The sequence below is a fragment of the Micromonospora sp. MGP-C2 genome, assembly GCF_057766525.1.
On sequence record NZ_JBYMEN010000002.1, the window covers coordinates 3,732,265 to 3,746,525 of the forward strand.

13 protein-coding genes and 1 riboswitch are annotated in these 14,261 nt (G+C 73.2%); of the genes, 6 read left to right on the forward strand and 7 right to left on the reverse strand.

Going from position 1 to position 14,261, the window contains the following annotated elements; genetic code table 11:
* Nucleotides 1-3 precede the first annotated feature (3 nt).
* Complete coding sequence (locus AC3CF1_RS17010) at nucleotides 4-510, reverse strand: DUF402 domain-containing protein (RefSeq protein ID WP_088950409.1); 507 nt, start codon at nucleotides 508-510, stop codon at nucleotides 4-6.
* 102 nt (nucleotides 511-612) lie between these two features.
* On the opposite strand from AC3CF1_RS17010, the gene AC3CF1_RS17015 reads away from it, so the two are divergent.
* Nucleotides 613-2,817 (forward strand): ATP-dependent DNA helicase, encoded by a 2,205-nt coding sequence (locus AC3CF1_RS17015; protein WP_488450815.1) that lies wholly within the window; start codon nucleotides 613-615, stop codon nucleotides 2,815-2,817.
* A 107-nt stretch (nucleotides 2,818-2,924) separates the two neighbouring features.
* Here the strand turns inward: AC3CF1_RS17015 and AC3CF1_RS17020 are convergent, their stop codons facing one another.
* On the reverse strand, nucleotides 2,925-4,235 hold the full coding sequence (locus AC3CF1_RS17020; protein ID WP_327647084.1) for an AI-2E family transporter: 1,311 nt from the start codon (nucleotides 4,233-4,235) through the stop codon (nucleotides 2,925-2,927).
* A 160-nt stretch (nucleotides 4,236-4,395) separates the two neighbouring features.
* Between AC3CF1_RS17020 and AC3CF1_RS17025 the strand changes: the two genes are divergently transcribed.
* Both AC3CF1_RS17025 and AC3CF1_RS17030 read left to right on the forward strand, forming a co-directional pair.
* On the forward strand, nucleotides 4,396-4,734 hold the full coding sequence (locus AC3CF1_RS17025) for a GroES family chaperonin (RefSeq protein ID WP_088950411.1): 339 nt from the start codon (nucleotides 4,396-4,398) through the stop codon (nucleotides 4,732-4,734).
* Nucleotides 4,735-4,827: 93 nt separating this feature from the next.
* Nucleotides 4,828-4,995, forward strand: a complete 168-nt coding sequence (locus AC3CF1_RS17030; protein WP_172862117.1) for a hypothetical protein — start codon at nucleotides 4,828-4,830, stop codon at nucleotides 4,993-4,995.
* Between the two features lie 28 nt (nucleotides 4,996-5,023).
* On the opposite strand, the gene AC3CF1_RS17035 is transcribed toward AC3CF1_RS17030, so the two are convergent.
* Nucleotides 5,024-6,502, reverse strand: a complete 1,479-nt coding sequence (locus tag AC3CF1_RS17035) for a PrsW family intramembrane metalloprotease (RefSeq protein ID WP_488450816.1) — start codon at nucleotides 6,500-6,502, stop codon at nucleotides 5,024-5,026.
* Nucleotides 6,503-6,525: 23 nt separating this feature from the next.
* A riboswitch (SAM riboswitch) is annotated at nucleotides 6,526-6,646 on the forward strand.
* Nucleotides 6,647-6,722: 76 nt separating this feature from the next.
* On the opposite strand from AC3CF1_RS17035, the gene AC3CF1_RS17040 reads away from it, so the two are divergent.
* Nucleotides 6,723-7,967, forward strand: coding sequence for an aminotransferase class V-fold PLP-dependent enzyme (locus AC3CF1_RS17040; protein WP_488452092.1), 1,245 nt, complete (start codon nucleotides 6,723-6,725; stop codon nucleotides 7,965-7,967).
* A 17-nt stretch (nucleotides 7,968-7,984) separates the two neighbouring features.
* Here AC3CF1_RS17040 and AC3CF1_RS17045 read toward each other — a convergent pair whose 3' ends face one another.
* Complete coding sequence (locus AC3CF1_RS17045; RefSeq protein ID WP_141911408.1) at nucleotides 7,985-9,220, reverse strand: FUSC family protein; 1,236 nt, start codon at nucleotides 9,218-9,220, stop codon at nucleotides 7,985-7,987.
* Between the two features lie 106 nt (nucleotides 9,221-9,326).
* Here AC3CF1_RS17045 and AC3CF1_RS17050 point away from each other — a divergent pair, with 106 nt between their 5' ends.
* Nucleotides 9,327-9,983 (forward strand): HD domain-containing protein, encoded by a 657-nt coding sequence (locus tag AC3CF1_RS17050; protein ID WP_354981750.1) that lies wholly within the window; start codon nucleotides 9,327-9,329, stop codon nucleotides 9,981-9,983.
* Here AC3CF1_RS17050 and AC3CF1_RS17055 read toward each other — a convergent pair.
* Nucleotides 9,955-10,239, reverse strand: a complete 285-nt coding sequence (locus tag AC3CF1_RS17055) for a DUF4031 domain-containing protein (protein ID WP_488450817.1) — start codon at nucleotides 10,237-10,239, stop codon at nucleotides 9,955-9,957. The two genes, AC3CF1_RS17050 and AC3CF1_RS17055, sit on opposite strands and share 29 nt — an antisense overlap.
* 68 nt (nucleotides 10,240-10,307) lie before the next feature.
* On the opposite strand from AC3CF1_RS17055, the gene AC3CF1_RS17060 reads away from it, so the two are divergent.
* Nucleotides 10,308-11,708 (forward strand): FAD-binding oxidoreductase, encoded by a 1,401-nt coding sequence (locus AC3CF1_RS17060; RefSeq protein ID WP_354981752.1) that lies wholly within the window; start codon nucleotides 10,308-10,310, stop codon nucleotides 11,706-11,708.
* 12 nt (nucleotides 11,709-11,720) lie between these two features.
* Here AC3CF1_RS17060 and AC3CF1_RS17065 read toward each other — a convergent pair whose 3' ends face one another.
* Both AC3CF1_RS17065 and AC3CF1_RS17070 read right to left on the reverse strand, forming a co-directional pair.
* The gene (locus AC3CF1_RS17065) at nucleotides 11,721-12,257 is read right to left on the reverse strand and encodes a hypothetical protein (protein WP_088950416.1); all 537 of its coding nucleotides are present in this window, start codon (nucleotides 12,255-12,257) and stop codon (nucleotides 11,721-11,723) included.
* Between the two features lie 88 nt (nucleotides 12,258-12,345).
* Nucleotides 12,346-14,163, reverse strand: a complete 1,818-nt coding sequence (locus AC3CF1_RS17070) for a glycerol-3-phosphate dehydrogenase/oxidase (protein WP_354981870.1) — start codon at nucleotides 14,161-14,163, stop codon at nucleotides 12,346-12,348.
* Nucleotides 14,164-14,261 lie beyond the last annotated feature (98 nt).

The window sequence follows — 14,261 nt, forward strand, 5'->3', positions numbered from 1 at the left end:
GCCTCAGACCACGAGGGCCAACCACTTGCGGTACGCGGTGGCGAACGGCTCGGTGCCGTCGCCGAGGGACCCGAGCAGCCGCTGGGCCGCGGCTTCGGCCTCGGCCACCACGTCGTCCGGGTAACCGAACCGGGCCCGGTGCTCGGCGAACTCGTCCTCGTCGAGCAGCTCCACCAGGCCGGTGGCCCGACGCCGGACCACGTCGAGGTCCAGGTCGATGATGTGCACGACGTCGTCGGATTCCCAGTGGGCCGGCGTGGTGATGTCGCAGTAGACCTCGCTGGTGCGGGGCGGCGGGTTGAACATGGCCGTCCACCAGGCGCGATGTGGCACCAGCAGCACGAACGGGATCTTCTCCACCGATGGCCGGCCGTGGTAGACCGAGGCGGTGCCCTCGGGCACGCCGAGCCAGATGCCGAGATCGTCCTCGGTGAGCCGACGGGCCGGGTAGTCGCGGTGGGCGCTGCCGTCGTACTTGCGGTAGATCACTCGGACCATGTCGCTCGGCATGATTCGCACCCTAACCGATACTGCCCACGCGTCGTAGCGCGGCGGTAACCGGACGGCACGGACCGGACCGGCCGGTCGTGCCGGCATCTCGCCACGCGGCGGATGGGCGCGGCCGGTGTCGGCGGCGACGGGTACCGTCGCACGGTGACTCCGCCCCGCACCGCCACCGGTTCCGCCACCCCGTCGGCCCGCGGCAAGGGCCGCCGGCGGGGTGCCCGGCCCAGCGGCACGGAGCTGCTGGCGGCTGCGGTCGGCGCGGTGCCCGGCGGCGCGGAACGCCCCGGCCAGCAGCAGATGACCGAAGCGATCGAGGAGTGCGTGGCCGGCGGCGAGCATCTGCTCGTGCAGGCCGGCACCGGCACCGGCAAGTCGCTGGCCTACCTCGCGCCGGCGCTCACCGTGGACGGCCCGGTGGTGGTTTCCACCGCCACCCTGGCGTTGCAGTCCCAGCTGGTCGACCACGACCTGCCCCGGCTGGCCGACGCGGTCGAGCCGGTGCTGGGGCGTCGGCCCACCTTCGCGGTGCTCAAGGGTCGCCACCACTACCTCTGCCTCGCCCGACTGGACAACTCCACCGAGGAGGAGCCGGAAGACACCCTCTTCGACGCCCCGGCGGCCCGCCCCGGCGGTGGGACGAAGTGGCTCGGTGAGGCGGGCCGGCTGGGCAAGCAGATCGAGCGGCTGCGTGACTGGGCCGAGAAGACCGCCACCGGCGACCGCGACGAGCTGGACCCAGGCGTCGACGACCAGGCCTGGCGGCTGGTGTCCATGCCGGCCCGCGAGTGCGTCGGCGCGACCCGGTGCCCGTTCGGGCAGGAGTGCTTCGCCGAGGCGTCCCGGGCCCGTGCCCGCGAGGCCGACATCGTGGTGACCAACCACAGCCTGCTCGCTGTCGACATGCTCGCCGACCGGCACATCGTGCCACCGCACAAGCTGCTCATCGTCGACGAGGCGCACGAGTTGGCCGACCGGGTCTCCTCCGCGGCCCAGGCGGAGCTGGTGCCCGAGCTGATCGACCGGACGACCCGGCGGGCCCGTACGCTGCTGCGGCCGGAGACCGCCGAGGCGCTCACCGCTGCCGGTGACGCCCTCGCGGTCGGGCTGGCCGAGGCGCCGGCCGGGCGACTCACCGCCGGGCTGCCGACGCCCCTTCGGGAGGCGTGCACGCTGCTCGACGCGGCGACCCGCTCCGCCCTGGACGCGATCGGCGACGTCAAGTCCGACGATCCCGACCCGGTGCGCAAGCAGCAGGCCAAGGCCGCACTGGACGAGCTCTCCACCACCGCGCAGCGGCTGCTGGAGGAGGGCGACCACGACGTGGCCTGGGTGGAGAAGAACGACAGCGGCAGCCGCCGGGCGCTGGTCGTCGCGCCGCTCTCGGTGGCCGGCACCCTCGCCACCCACCTGTACGACGAACGCACAGTCGTCGCCACCTCGGCGACCCTGGCGCTGGGCGGCCGGTTCGACACGGTGGCCCGCGCCCTCGGGCTGGATGCGCCGCCGCCCGCCCCGCCGACTCCCGCCGCGGCCGCGCTGGCCGCCCGCACCGGCCCGGGCCGTCCGGCCGCCGAGGCGCCGGGCCGTCGCCTCGCTGGAGACGTCACCCTCGGTGCCGTCGTACCGGCCACCGAGGGCCCCGGTTGGCGGTCACTCGACGTCGGGTCGCCGTTCGACTACGCCCGGCAGGGCATCCTGTACGTCGCCGCGCACCTGCCCCGCCCCAGCGTCTCCGGGCTGCCCGAGGCTGCCGGGGAGGAGTTGCTCGGGCTCGTCGAAGCACTCGGTGGTCGTACTCTCGGGCTCTTCTCCTCCCGGCGGGCCGCGCAGCAGGCGGCGGAGCTGCTGCGCGCGCGGACCGACCTGCCGGTGCTGCTCCAGGGCGAGGAGGCCCTGCCCCTGCTGGTCCGCCGGTTCCGGGAGGAGCGGGCGAGCTGCTTGTTCGGGGTGATGTCGCTGTGGCAGGGGGTGGACGTGCCGGGTGACGCCTGTCAGCTCGTCGTCATCGACCGGCTGCCCTTCCCCCGTCCGGACGAGCCGCTGGCCGCCGCCCGCGCGGCGGCTGTGGACGCCGGCGGCGGGTCCGGCTTCTCCGCCGTCAGCGTGCCGATCGCGGCGGTCCGGCTGGCTCAGGGTGTGGGCCGGCTGATCCGGGCGACCGGCGACCGGGGCGTGGTCGCGGTGCTCGACTCCCGACTGGAGACGGCCCGGGGCTACGGGCCGTTCCTGCGCCGCTCGCTGCCGCCTTTCTGGTACACGACCCGCCCCGAGGTGGCCCGCGGCGCCCTGGAACGCCTCGCCAAGTCCTGAGCCCGCGTCGACAAGATCGCGCTGCAACACGAAACAGTGGCCTCCCCGAGCGGGGAGACCACTGTTTCCATGATCGTGCGCGATCTTGTCGCCGGCGGCCTGGGAGGTCAGGGTGCCTGGGAGGCGACGACCACGGCGTCGGGTGGGGTGTCCGGGACCCTTCGGGCGGCGAGCCGGCGGACCGCGGTGTTCAGCACCGCGATGAGCGGCACGGAGACCAGGGCGCCGGTGATGCCGGCGAGTACGACACCGGCGGCGATACCGATGATCACGGCGAGCGGGTGGAGAGCAACCGCCCGGCCCATGATCAGCGGCTGGAGCACGTGCCCCTCGATCTGCTGCACACCGATCACCGCACCCAGGATGATCAACGCGGTGACCGGGCCGCTGTCGACCAGCGCCACCAACACCGCCACGCCACCGGAGAGCGCCGCACCGACGATCGGGATGAACGCGCCGAGGAAGACCAGCGCAGCCAGTGGGAAGGCGAACGGAACGTCGAAGATGACCAGGAAGATGCCGATGCCGACCGCGTCGATGAAGGCGACCAGCACTGTCGCGCGGACGTAGGCGCCGAGCGTGTGCCAGGAAGCGCGGCCCGCGTCGTCGACCTTCCACCGAGCGGCGACCGGCAGGAGCCGGACCAGGAAACGCCAGATCCGGTTGCCGTCGCGCAGGAAGAAGAACGTCGCGAAGAGCACCAGCAGCGTGCCGGTCAGCACCTCCGCCAGCGTCGCGGCCGTGCTCAGCGCGCCGCTGGTGAACTTCGAGGTGTTGTCGTTGATCCAGGCCTGCGCCTCGTCGATGTAGCGGTCGAGTTGGCCGTCGGAGAGGTGCAGCGGGCCCGTCTTCAGCCAGTCCTGGATCTGCCGCACGCCCTCCGAGGACTTCTCGCTGAGCTCCGGCACACCGCGGATGAACTCGTTTACCACCAGCGTCAGCGTGCCGATCACCGCGGCCAGGCCGCCGACCAGCACCACCGCCGTCGCCAGCGACCGCGGCAGTCGGGCCCGCAGCAGCCACCCCACCGCCGGCGCGAGCAGCGCGGAGAGCAGCAGAGCGATGGCCAACGGGATGATCACGATCTTGATCGTGCCGACGATCCGGAGCAGGGCCCAGGCCACCACGCCGATCACGATCAGGCGCCAGCACCACGCGGCGGCGATCCGCAGTCCGTGCGGGACGTCGGCGTCATCCCGGCTGGAGGTCGAGCTGTGTAGGTCCACCGGAGGTTCCGCGCCGAAGACCGAGGCGCTCGGCGGCGCGGTCGGCCCCGGAACGGCCGGCGACGCCACCCGGGCGGCGTCCGACACGCCGCTCAACTCCTCGCTCGTGCTGCCCTCGTCGGAGCGCGCCGACTCCTGTCGTGACTGGTAGGCGCGGCGCAGCCGCCCGCGTACCCGCTCGAAGCGGCTCAAGCGCACCTCCTGGCAGAAGAAATCGGTCCGCCCACGGCGACAGGTCGGACAGCATACGTCCGTTGCCGACACCGTAGGGCAGTTCCGCCACACATTGCCCCCGCCACCACAGGCGTAACCACCGGCGGCCGGCCGTCGGCCACACGGTAGCGTCTGCGGCGTGACCGTCGACAACGATCTCGACGCTGGCCTGCCGATCCGCCTGCTGCACGACCGGGTGCTGGTGCGGATGGAGGGCAGCGAGGGCGAACGTCGCTCCACCGCGGGCATCGTCATCCCGGCGACCGCCCAGGTCGGCAAGCGCCTCGCCTGGGCCACCGCCGTGGGGGTGGGCCCGAACGTCCGCGCCATCGTCTCCGGCGACCGGGTGCTCTTCGACCCGGACGACCGCTCCGAGGTCGAGCTGCACGGCCGCGGGTACGTACTGCTGCGCGAGCGGGACGTGCACGCCGTGGCCGCCGAGCGGATCGAGAACGACCCCACCGGCCTCTACCTCTGACGCACCTCCCCGGGCCACCACGCCCCGCCGCGCGCCGTTTGCCCGGCCGCACGACGGGAAGCCATCCGGCGACCGTGGCCCTGGGGAGGGACGATGCCGGTATTCGTTAAGAAGTTGTTGACCTGGGGCAGCGTCGCGTTCCTGATCTACTTCGTGGCCTTCCGGCCGGACGGCGCCGCACAGATGTTCAAGGCGATCGGGGCAGCGCTGATCGCGATGTTCCAGGGTTTCGGTGACTTCCTCACCACCCTGATGACCTGAGCTGGGCCGCCGGCCGGGGCACCGGCCGTCAGGGGTGATTCGGCGGCCAGGGCGCGGGCGGTCGCAGGGCGGGCCAGCCGGACGGGGCGTAGCCCACCGGAGGCGCAGCAGGGGCCAGCACCACCGGAATCGGCACCACCGGCTCGTCCGGCGCGTCCACCGGGCGCTGCGTACCGTCCGGGAAGCGCAGGTGGTAGCGGCTGCCGTCCCAGACCCCGGTCGGGGCCTGCGGGTCCCGGCCGACGAAGAACGACCGGTACGCGGTGATCGCGTCCAGCAACTCCCGCTCCTCTCGCGCGCTCCGGTCCTGGTCGGCGGGCTTGCGGTCCAGGCCGCGCAGCGTGCCGTCGCGCAGCAGGGCCAGCCGGGTGGCGGCGGACTGGTAGCCGCGCATGGCGCGCACCCCGGCGTCGCCGGCGACCCGCTTGGCCCATCTGCGGGCCGCGTGCCGGCGGCCGAGGCTGCTCAGCGAGGCCACCTCGGGCGGGCTCAGCCAGCCGGCGCGTACGTAGTCCGGCAGGGTCCGCTCGGTGAGCCGCCCCTCCCAGGCGCGCAGCCACACCGCCAGCCCCACCATCCCGAAGAACACCGGCACCATCAGGCCCAGGAAGCCGTACAGCATGATCAACGCCTGGCCGGTGGCCTGGGTCAGCGTGGGCAGCAGGTTCCACGTGCCGTGCAACATCATCGCCAGCAGCAGGCCGCCGATCGGGGCGAGCACCCGGACCCGCCGGTCGGCCGTCCGCGCCGCGATGCCCAGCCCCACACCGGTCATCGAGGTGAAGAGCGGGTGGGCGAACCCGAACAGCAGGATCCGCAAGATGAAGATCGCGATGACCTGCTGGATGCCGGTGGCCGGGCCGTACCGGTCGACACCGGACGCGTAGCCCAACCCGCCCAGGTAGAGGATGTTCTCCACCATGGCGAAGCCGACCGCGGACAGCCCGCAGTAGACCAGGCCGTCGGTGATCCCGGACCACTCGCGGCGGCGGAACACCAGCAGCAGGATCGGGCCGAGCGCCTTGGTCAGCTCCTCGATGAACGGCGCCACCAGCACCCCGGTGAGCGCGGACGGCAGACCCCAGTCCTCGAAGCGGTTGGCCGCGAAGTCGTTCACGGTGAGCGAGGCGGCGGTGGAGACGAACGCTCCCCAGGCGAAGCAGAAGATCAGATATTTCAGCGGCTCCGGTTCGTACCGGTCCAGCCAGAGGAAGCAGGCGACCAGCACCGGCACCGGCAGGATGGCGGCGGCCACCCCGATCAGCAGGGCCTGTATGCCGAGCGACTGGCCGAGCGTGAAGACCATGAACACCGCGCAGGCGGCGATGAGCAGCACCACCCCGGCCAGCGCCAGGAACCGTCGCCAGCCCAGTCGGCGCAGCGGCATCCGGGGTGCCTCGCCGACGGACGGGGCCGCTGGCGCGGGCGACGACGGCAGGGGTGAACCGGGCGGGGTGTCGGCCATGCGGTCAGCGTAGCGATCTGCCGCCGGCTGGTCCGGTCGCATCGGCAGCCGCTATGCTGCCGGCAGGTCACGAGCGCCAGCGTCAAGCCCCGGCTTGCTGGCCGGCAACCCTCGTCGAGTTCGCGGTGGGGTGCCCCGGGTGATGACCGGGCCCAGCCCGATCGGTGTGCTGGGCAAGCGCGGACCCCGTCCCGATGCCGCACCCGGGGTCCCTGACCCCGGAGGTTCCGGCGTGTCCGTCACCCTTGTCTCCTCGCTGCCCATCCGCGTCGACGCCGCGCCCCGGTCGGCCTCGTCGCGACCGCTGGACGTCCTCGGCGTACCGGGCGAGATCAACCTGGACTACGCGGCCAGCGCACCATGCGCGCGGGCCGCCGCCGACACGGTGGCCGAGCTGCTGCCCTGGTACGCGAGCGTGCATCGTGGGGCGGGAGCGCTGTCCCGGCGCTGCACCCTCGCCTACGAGCAGGCCCGCCAGACGGTCGGTGACTTCTTCGGCGGCCGTGCCGACGACCACGTGATCTTCACCCGAAACACGACCGACGCGCTCAACCTGCTGGCGCGGGCCCTGCCGGCCGGCACAACAGTGGTCACCTTCGCGGGCGAGCACCACGCCAACCTGCTGCCCTGGCCGCGCGGCTCGGTGCGGCTGCCGGTGCCCACCGACCCCGACGCGGCAGTACGCGACCTCGCCGCCGCCCTCACCGAGCTGCGCCGGGGCAGCAACCCGGCGCTGCCGGTGCTGGTCGCGGTGACCGGTGCCAGCAACGTGACAGGTGAGCTGTGGCCGGTCGCCGAGCTGGCCCGGGTGGCACACCGGCACGGCGCCCGGATCGTGCTGGACGCCGCGCAACTCGCCCCGCACGTCCCGGTCGACCTGCTCGCGCTCGACGTCGACTATCTGGCCGTGTCCGGCCACAAGCTGTACGCGCCGTTCGGTGCGGGTGTGCTCATCGGCCGGGCGGACTGGCTGGACGACGCCCCGCCGTACCTGCCCGGTGGTGGTGCCACCAGCCACGTCGGGCCGGCGACCCACGACGTGACCTGGGCGACCGGGCCGGCCCGGCATGAGGGCGGCACCCCGAACCTGCTCGGCGCGGCGGCGCTGGCAGCCGTGTGTGCGGCGCTCGACGACGCCGACCGGGCCGAACTGGCCGCACACGAGCAGGCGCTGCTGGCCCGACTGCGCTCCGGCATCGCCGCCCTGCCGCACGTCGTGGAGCTGCGCACCTTCGGCCCGGACGCGCCCCGGGTCGGGATCGTCTCGTTCGTGGTGGCCGGCTGGGAATCCAGCGACGTGGCCGCGCGACTGGCGGCCGAGCACCACATCGGCGTACGGGACGGCTTGTTCTGCGCTCACCCGCTGGCCCGGCGGCTGCTCACCGAGGCGGCGGGGCGTACCGGTCGGCGGGACCTGCCGCCCACCGCGCTGCGTGCCAGCATCGGCCTGGGCAGCACGGCGGCCCAGGTGGACCGGCTGCTCGCCGCGCTCGCCGAGCTGGGCTGAGCCTCCGCGCGCCTCGCTCAGCCGACCGGCGGGGCGGTGGGTGGTTTCGGCGCCTCGCCCGGCTCGGCGGGCTCTCCGACGGGGCGCTCCTGCTCACCGAAGGCGGTGCGGATCCACCGGTTCGCCTCCTCCTGTTCGATTCCGGAGGCCACCAGCAGGTCGCTCGCGGTGGTCCGGATCTGGGCGACCACCACACTGCCCGAGAAGCCGACCCCGTCGCCGTACGCTCGGCCGGCCTCGCTGACGGCCCGCAGCGACCGCTCGCGGGCCTTCTCCGGTTCCTCGCCGGCGGCGAACTCGTGTTTGAGCAGCCGGACCGACTCGGCGAGGTGGTTGATCGCGTCCGGCATCGGATCGGGCACCGGTTCCTCGTCCTCGACCAGGGTCACGGACCTGCGGATCAGCGTGCCGCTGTTGCGCATCGCCCGGTCGATCGGGTCGGCCGCCTCCGCGTAGTGGGTCAACTCGTCGCGACGGTGCCAGCGGGCCGGGGACAGGGTGGCTGTCTCCTTCGCGCCCTCGATCGCCTCCCCCAGCGTGGCCAGTTCCTCCTTGTTGTTACGCAGCCGGTCCAGTGCCCGCTGGATGCCGGCGCGGTCCCGGCTGCGTAGCCCGTCGGCGGTGGCGTCGAGTTGGGCGGCGAGCAGGTCCAGCGCCGGCCGGGCAGCCCGGTTGATCACCCGGAGCGGATTCAGTGGCAGCAGCACAGCCGTGACCAGCAGCGCGATCCCACCGCCGAGGAACGCGTCGACGAAGCGGGGGATCTCCAGGTTCTGGGTCGACGGGCTCAGCGTGACGATCAGCACCGCCGTGGCCGCCGCCTGGATGACGATGGCGACGCTCGCCCCGGCGAAGATCGTGAGCAGGATCGCCACCGTGACCACCAGGCCGAGCTGCCACGCCCCGGTGCCGAGAAAGTAGATCAACAGGTCGCCGACGCCCACCCCGACGCCCACCCCGACGATCAACTCCACGGTCCGGCGGAATCGCTGGCCGACCGACGCGGCCAGGGTGCCGACAGCGGAGATCGGCGCGAACACCGGTTGCGGGTTGCCGAGCAGCCGGTGCGAGACGAAGTACGCCAGCCCGGCAGCCAGCCCGGCCTGCACGGCGAGCCCGCCGGCCATCCGCACCCGGTGCAGCCGGTCGTGCAGGGTGGCCCGGCCGCGATGGCGCAGCTCCTCGGTGGCCTCGGCGATCCGGGCACCGTCGATGTCCACCAGCCCCTTGCGCAGCGCGGTACGTCGCACCATCGGAGGTCGCTTGTCCCGGGCCACGGCCATGGGCGCGACTACCCGTGGTGGGCCCGCTGAATCCTCCCTTCTCGCACGTCATGGGCGGATGCGGCAGACTCGGGCGGTGGTTGATCTGCTGGATCGTTGGCGAATCGCGGCCCGGGGCGCCGGTGCGGGTTCGGGCCCGACGTCGACCAGAGCCGGGGAGCAGTTGCTCGCCCGGTGGGGGGAACCGCACCGGCACTATCACACGGTGGCCCACCTGACGGCGGTGCTCGACGTGGTGGACGAGCACGCCGACCTGGCCGGCCGGCCCGACGTGGTCCGGTTGGCGGCCTGGTTCCACGACGCCGTCTACGACCCGCGGGCCGCCGGCGACGCCAACGAACGCGACAGTGCCGCGCTGGCCGAGAGCGTGCTCGCCGGGCTCGGGGTGCCGGCGCCCATGGCCGCGGAGGTGCGCCGGCTGGTATTGCTCACCGCAGGGCATACCTTGGCACCGGGCGACCCGGACGGCGCCCTGCTGTGTGACGCGGACCTCGCCGTGCTGGCCGCCCCGCCGGCTGACTACGACAGGTACGCGGCAGCCATCCGGCGGGAGTACGCGCACGTGCCGGAGCCGGCCTTCCGGGCCGGGCGGGCCGCTGTGTTGACCGGCCTGCTGGCGCTGCCCGCGCTGTTCCGGCTGCCGCCGCTTGCCGCCCGATGGGAGGAGCCCGCCCGGGACAACGTGCGCCGCGAGCTGGCCGCGCTCAGCGAGGGGTCGACGGGCGCGGGCTGACCAGGTGTTTCGGGCGACGCAGTCCCGCGCAGCGGAGCAACCGGACCAGCTCCCGGCTCGGCACCACCTGGGCACCGAGCCACACCGCCACCGCGAACCGGTCGGCCGGAATGTCGTAGTGGTCCCGGTCGAAGCCGCGTCGGGGCGCGCCGAGTGTCTCGGCGAAGGCGTGCAGCTCGGCGTACGAGACGTCGCTGATCAGGTGCGACCAGAGCCGACCGCGCCACGGCCAGGCAGGCCGGTCCAGGTAGAGCATGGTGCCCAAGCTATCCCGCTCAGTTGATCATGTTGATGATCGCCCGCCGGCGACCTAGCCTCGGCTGCATGGCCCCCACCAATCTCCTCGACGACCTGCGCGACGCGCTCGGTGGCGACGCCGTGCTCACCGACCCGGACCTGCTGCGGATGCACCAGCGGGACGAGGCCGACCTGTGCGCCGCCGGCACCCCGATCGTGGTGACCCGTCCACGCAGCACCGAACAGGTGGTCGCCGTGGTCCGGGCAGCGGCGCGGCACGGCGTACCCGTGGTGCCGCAGGGTGCGCGGACCGGGTTGGCCGGCGCGGCGAACGCGGTGGACGGCGCGGTGGTGTTGAGCACCGTGGCGATGGACGAGATCCGGGAGATCGACCCGGTGAGCCGGATCGCTGTGGTCCAACCCGGGGTGGTCAACGCGGCGCTGGCCGGGGCGGTGGCGAAGCAGGGCCTCTGGTATCCGCCGGATCCCGGCTCCTGGGAGTCGTCGACGATCGGCGGCAACGTGGCCACCAACGCCGGTGGCATGTGCTGTGTGAAGTACGGCGTGACCACCGAGTACGTCCTCGGCCTGGAGGTGGTGCTCGCCTCCGGTGAGGTGCTGCGCACCGGCCGGCGTACGGCCAAGGGGGTGGCCGGGTACGACCTGACCCGGCTCTTCGTCGGCTCGGAGGGCACCCTCGGGGTGATCACCGAGGTGACCGTGGCGTTGCGGCCCGCGCCGGCCGAGTCGCTGACCCTGGTGGCGGTCTTTCCGTCCACGGCGGCGGCCGGCGCCGCAGTGGCCGAGATCGCGGCCCGCGGGCTCACGCCCAGCCTGTTGGAACTGCTCGACCAGACCCACCTGCGGGCGATCGAGGCGTACCAGCCGATGGGGCTGCGGACCGACGCGCAGGCCCTGCTGCTGGCCTCCGTGGACACCGGCAGCCGAGCCGCCGACGACCTGGGCGCCCTGGCCGCTGTGTGCGAGGCGGCCGGCGCCGACGAGGTCTACGCGGCCACCGACGCGGTGGAGGCGGCGGCGCTGCTCCAGGCCCGCCGGCTGGCCCACCCCGCCATGGAGAAGTTCGCCGCCGACGCCTACCCGGGTGGCAACGGCGGTCTGGTGATCGACGACGTGGCGGTGCCGCGCGGTTCGCTTGCCGCGCTGCTGGACGGGGTGGCCCGGATCGCGGCGGAGTGCGAGGTGCCGATCGGTGTGGTGGGGCACGCCGGGGACGGCAACATGCACCCGAACATCGTGGTCGACCGGGCCGATCCGGCGAGTGTGGAGCGGGGCCGGCGGGCGTTCGACGAGATCATGCGGCTCGGCCTGGACCTCGGCGGCACGTGCACCGGCGAGCACGGGGTGGGGCTGCTCAAGCGGGACTGGCTTGCCCGGGAGATCGGGCCGGTCGGCGTCCGGGTGCACCAGGCGATCAAGTCGGCGCTCGACCCGGCTGGTCTGCTCAACCCGGGCAAGGTGCTCTGACCTGGCTGAAGGTCAGCCCTTGACCTCGGCCGGGGTCGCCTGGGTGAGCAGCAGCAGGATCTCCCCGGCGACCGGCGTGCGCTCCTCACCAGGGCAGTCCTGCGAGGTGATCAGCCCGGTCGAGGTGAGCAGGCTGGACGTCAACGCGTCGATGCAGGTGGTCCGGTACCTCCGAGCCTGATCGGTCTCGGCGGCCAACTTCGGGTTGGCGAGCAGCACCTGGAGCCGTTCGGTCAACTCCGGTGCGAGGGTGCCCCGGGAGGTGACCCCGTCGCCGGCGCAGTCGAGGCACTGCCACGCGCCGTTGCGCTCGACGCTCAGGGTGCGCATCGGCCCGTCTTCGCCGAGCCGCTGGAGCAGGCTGACCTGACCGGCGGCGACGGTGGTCGGGATCTCCAGCTGAGATCCGCCCCCCGCAACCGGGGCGGATGGCTGCGCCAGAGTCGTACCCGGCTTGTCCCGGTCGAACAGCGAGCACCCGGTCAGGGCACCGACGAGCGCGACGGCGAGGAGGGGTAGGAGCAGACGAGGGTGCGCGCGGGGTAGCACGCGCGGAAACCTACCCCACCGTAGGTAGCGACCGAAACCACCATCCGGGTCGGTATCGATGGTTACCCATTGGTAACGTCGCAATTCGTCATCGAGCGGACGGACGCAGCTCCGCCTGATCGTCGTCGCCGCCACGGTCGGCGGCATAACCCCGCACGTCCGGAGCGCCGAGCCGGGCGGCGTCCGCCGCAGCGTCGTCCGGCATCAACTGGGACTGCCGCTCCGCCTCCACACGGGCACGGTAGTGATCCACCTCGCGGGCCCGGGTCGCCTCGTCCCAGCCGAGCACCGCGCCCATCAGCTCGGCGGTGTGCTCCGCGGACTCCAGCCCTCGGTGGCTGGTCTCGAACGAGATCCGGGTCCGCCGGGTCAGCACGTCCTCCAGGTGCAGCGCACCCTCGGCCCGCGCCGCGTACGCGACCTCCGCCGCCAGATACTCCGGAGCACCCGCCAGCGGAGACGCGAGCAACGGGTCGGCGTCGACCAGAGCCAGCAGGTCCAGGGTGAGGGTGCCGTACCGCTCCAGCAGGTGCTCCACCACACCCACCGGCACGCCGTGCCTGCGGGCCAGGTCGGCCCGGTCCCTCCACATCGCCGGGTAACCGTCGGCACCCAGCAGAGGCAGATCGGCGGTACGCGACGAGCGCGCGCCACCGAGCCGGCGGGCCGCCCGGTCGACCACGTCGGAGGCCATCACCCGGTACGTCGTGTACTTGCCACCGGCGACCAGCAACAGCCCGAGCATGGGCTCGAAGACCGCGTGTTCACGGGAGAGCTTCGACGTCGAGTCGGCCTCGCCTGCCAGCAACGGCCGCAGCCCCGCGTACACCCCCTCGATGTCGGCGGTGGTCAACGGCCGGTCCAGCACGGTGTTGACCTGCTGCAACAGGTAGTCGATGTCGCGGGCCGAGGCGGCCGGGTGGGACCGGTCCAGCCGCCAGTCGGTGTCCGTCGTGCCGATGATCCAGTGCCCGCCCCACGGGATGACGAAGAGCACCGAACTCGCCGTGCGCAGGATGAGCCCCGCCTCGCCGGTGATCGCCGAGCGGGGCACCACCAGGTGCACCCCCTTCGAGGCGCGCACCCGGACGCCGGGCCGCAGGCCCACGTCGTTGAGCATCCGCGACATGTCGTCGCTCCAGACACCGGTGGCGGCGATGACCGTACGGGCGTGCACCTCGAACTCCGCGTCCGGCGAACCGGCCGGCGCCTCCAGGTCACGGACGCGGACACCGGTCACCTCACGCGCCTGCCGGATCAGCCCGACGGCGCGGGCGCTGCTCACGACCGTGGCACCGAGGCTGGCGGCGGTGCGGGCGAGGGTCACCACCAGGCGGGCGTCGTCGACCTGCCCGTCGTAATAGCGGATCGCCCCGGCCAGCGTGTCGGGCCGAAGACTCGGGAAGACCCGCCGGGCCCCCTCGCGGGTCAGGTGCCGGTGCAGTGGCATGCCCCGGCCACCGCCGAAGATCCCGGCGAAGGCGTCGTAGGCGGCCACACCCGCGCCGTAGTAGGAGCGGCGGAAGATGCGGGCCGGCAGGTCTCGCAGCCCTCGCCCGGCGGGCAGGGGCACCAGGATCGGCACCGGACGCACCAGGTGCGGCGCGAGCCGGGTGGCGAGCAGGCCGCGCTCGGTGAGCGCCTCGTGCACCAGGTGGAACTCCAACTGCTCCAGGTAGCGCAGGCCACCGTGGATGAGTTTGCTCGACCGGCTGGAGGTGCCCGCCGCGAGGTCACGCGCCTCGACGAGGGCCACCTTGAGGCCCCGGGACGCCGCGTCCAGAGCGGCACCGGCACCGGTCACCCCGCCCCCGATGACCAGGACGTCGAAGCGCTCGGCGCGCAGTCGACGCAGGTCGGACACACGGCGGACCGGCGAGAGCTGGCCGGCGACGGATCGGGAGATGTTGGGGTCACGCACAGGTCCACGGTAACCGCCATGCCAGCGTGCCGGCATTCGCCGCCCGCCCGGCTGACGGAAACTGTCCAGCACCGGCACGGTTC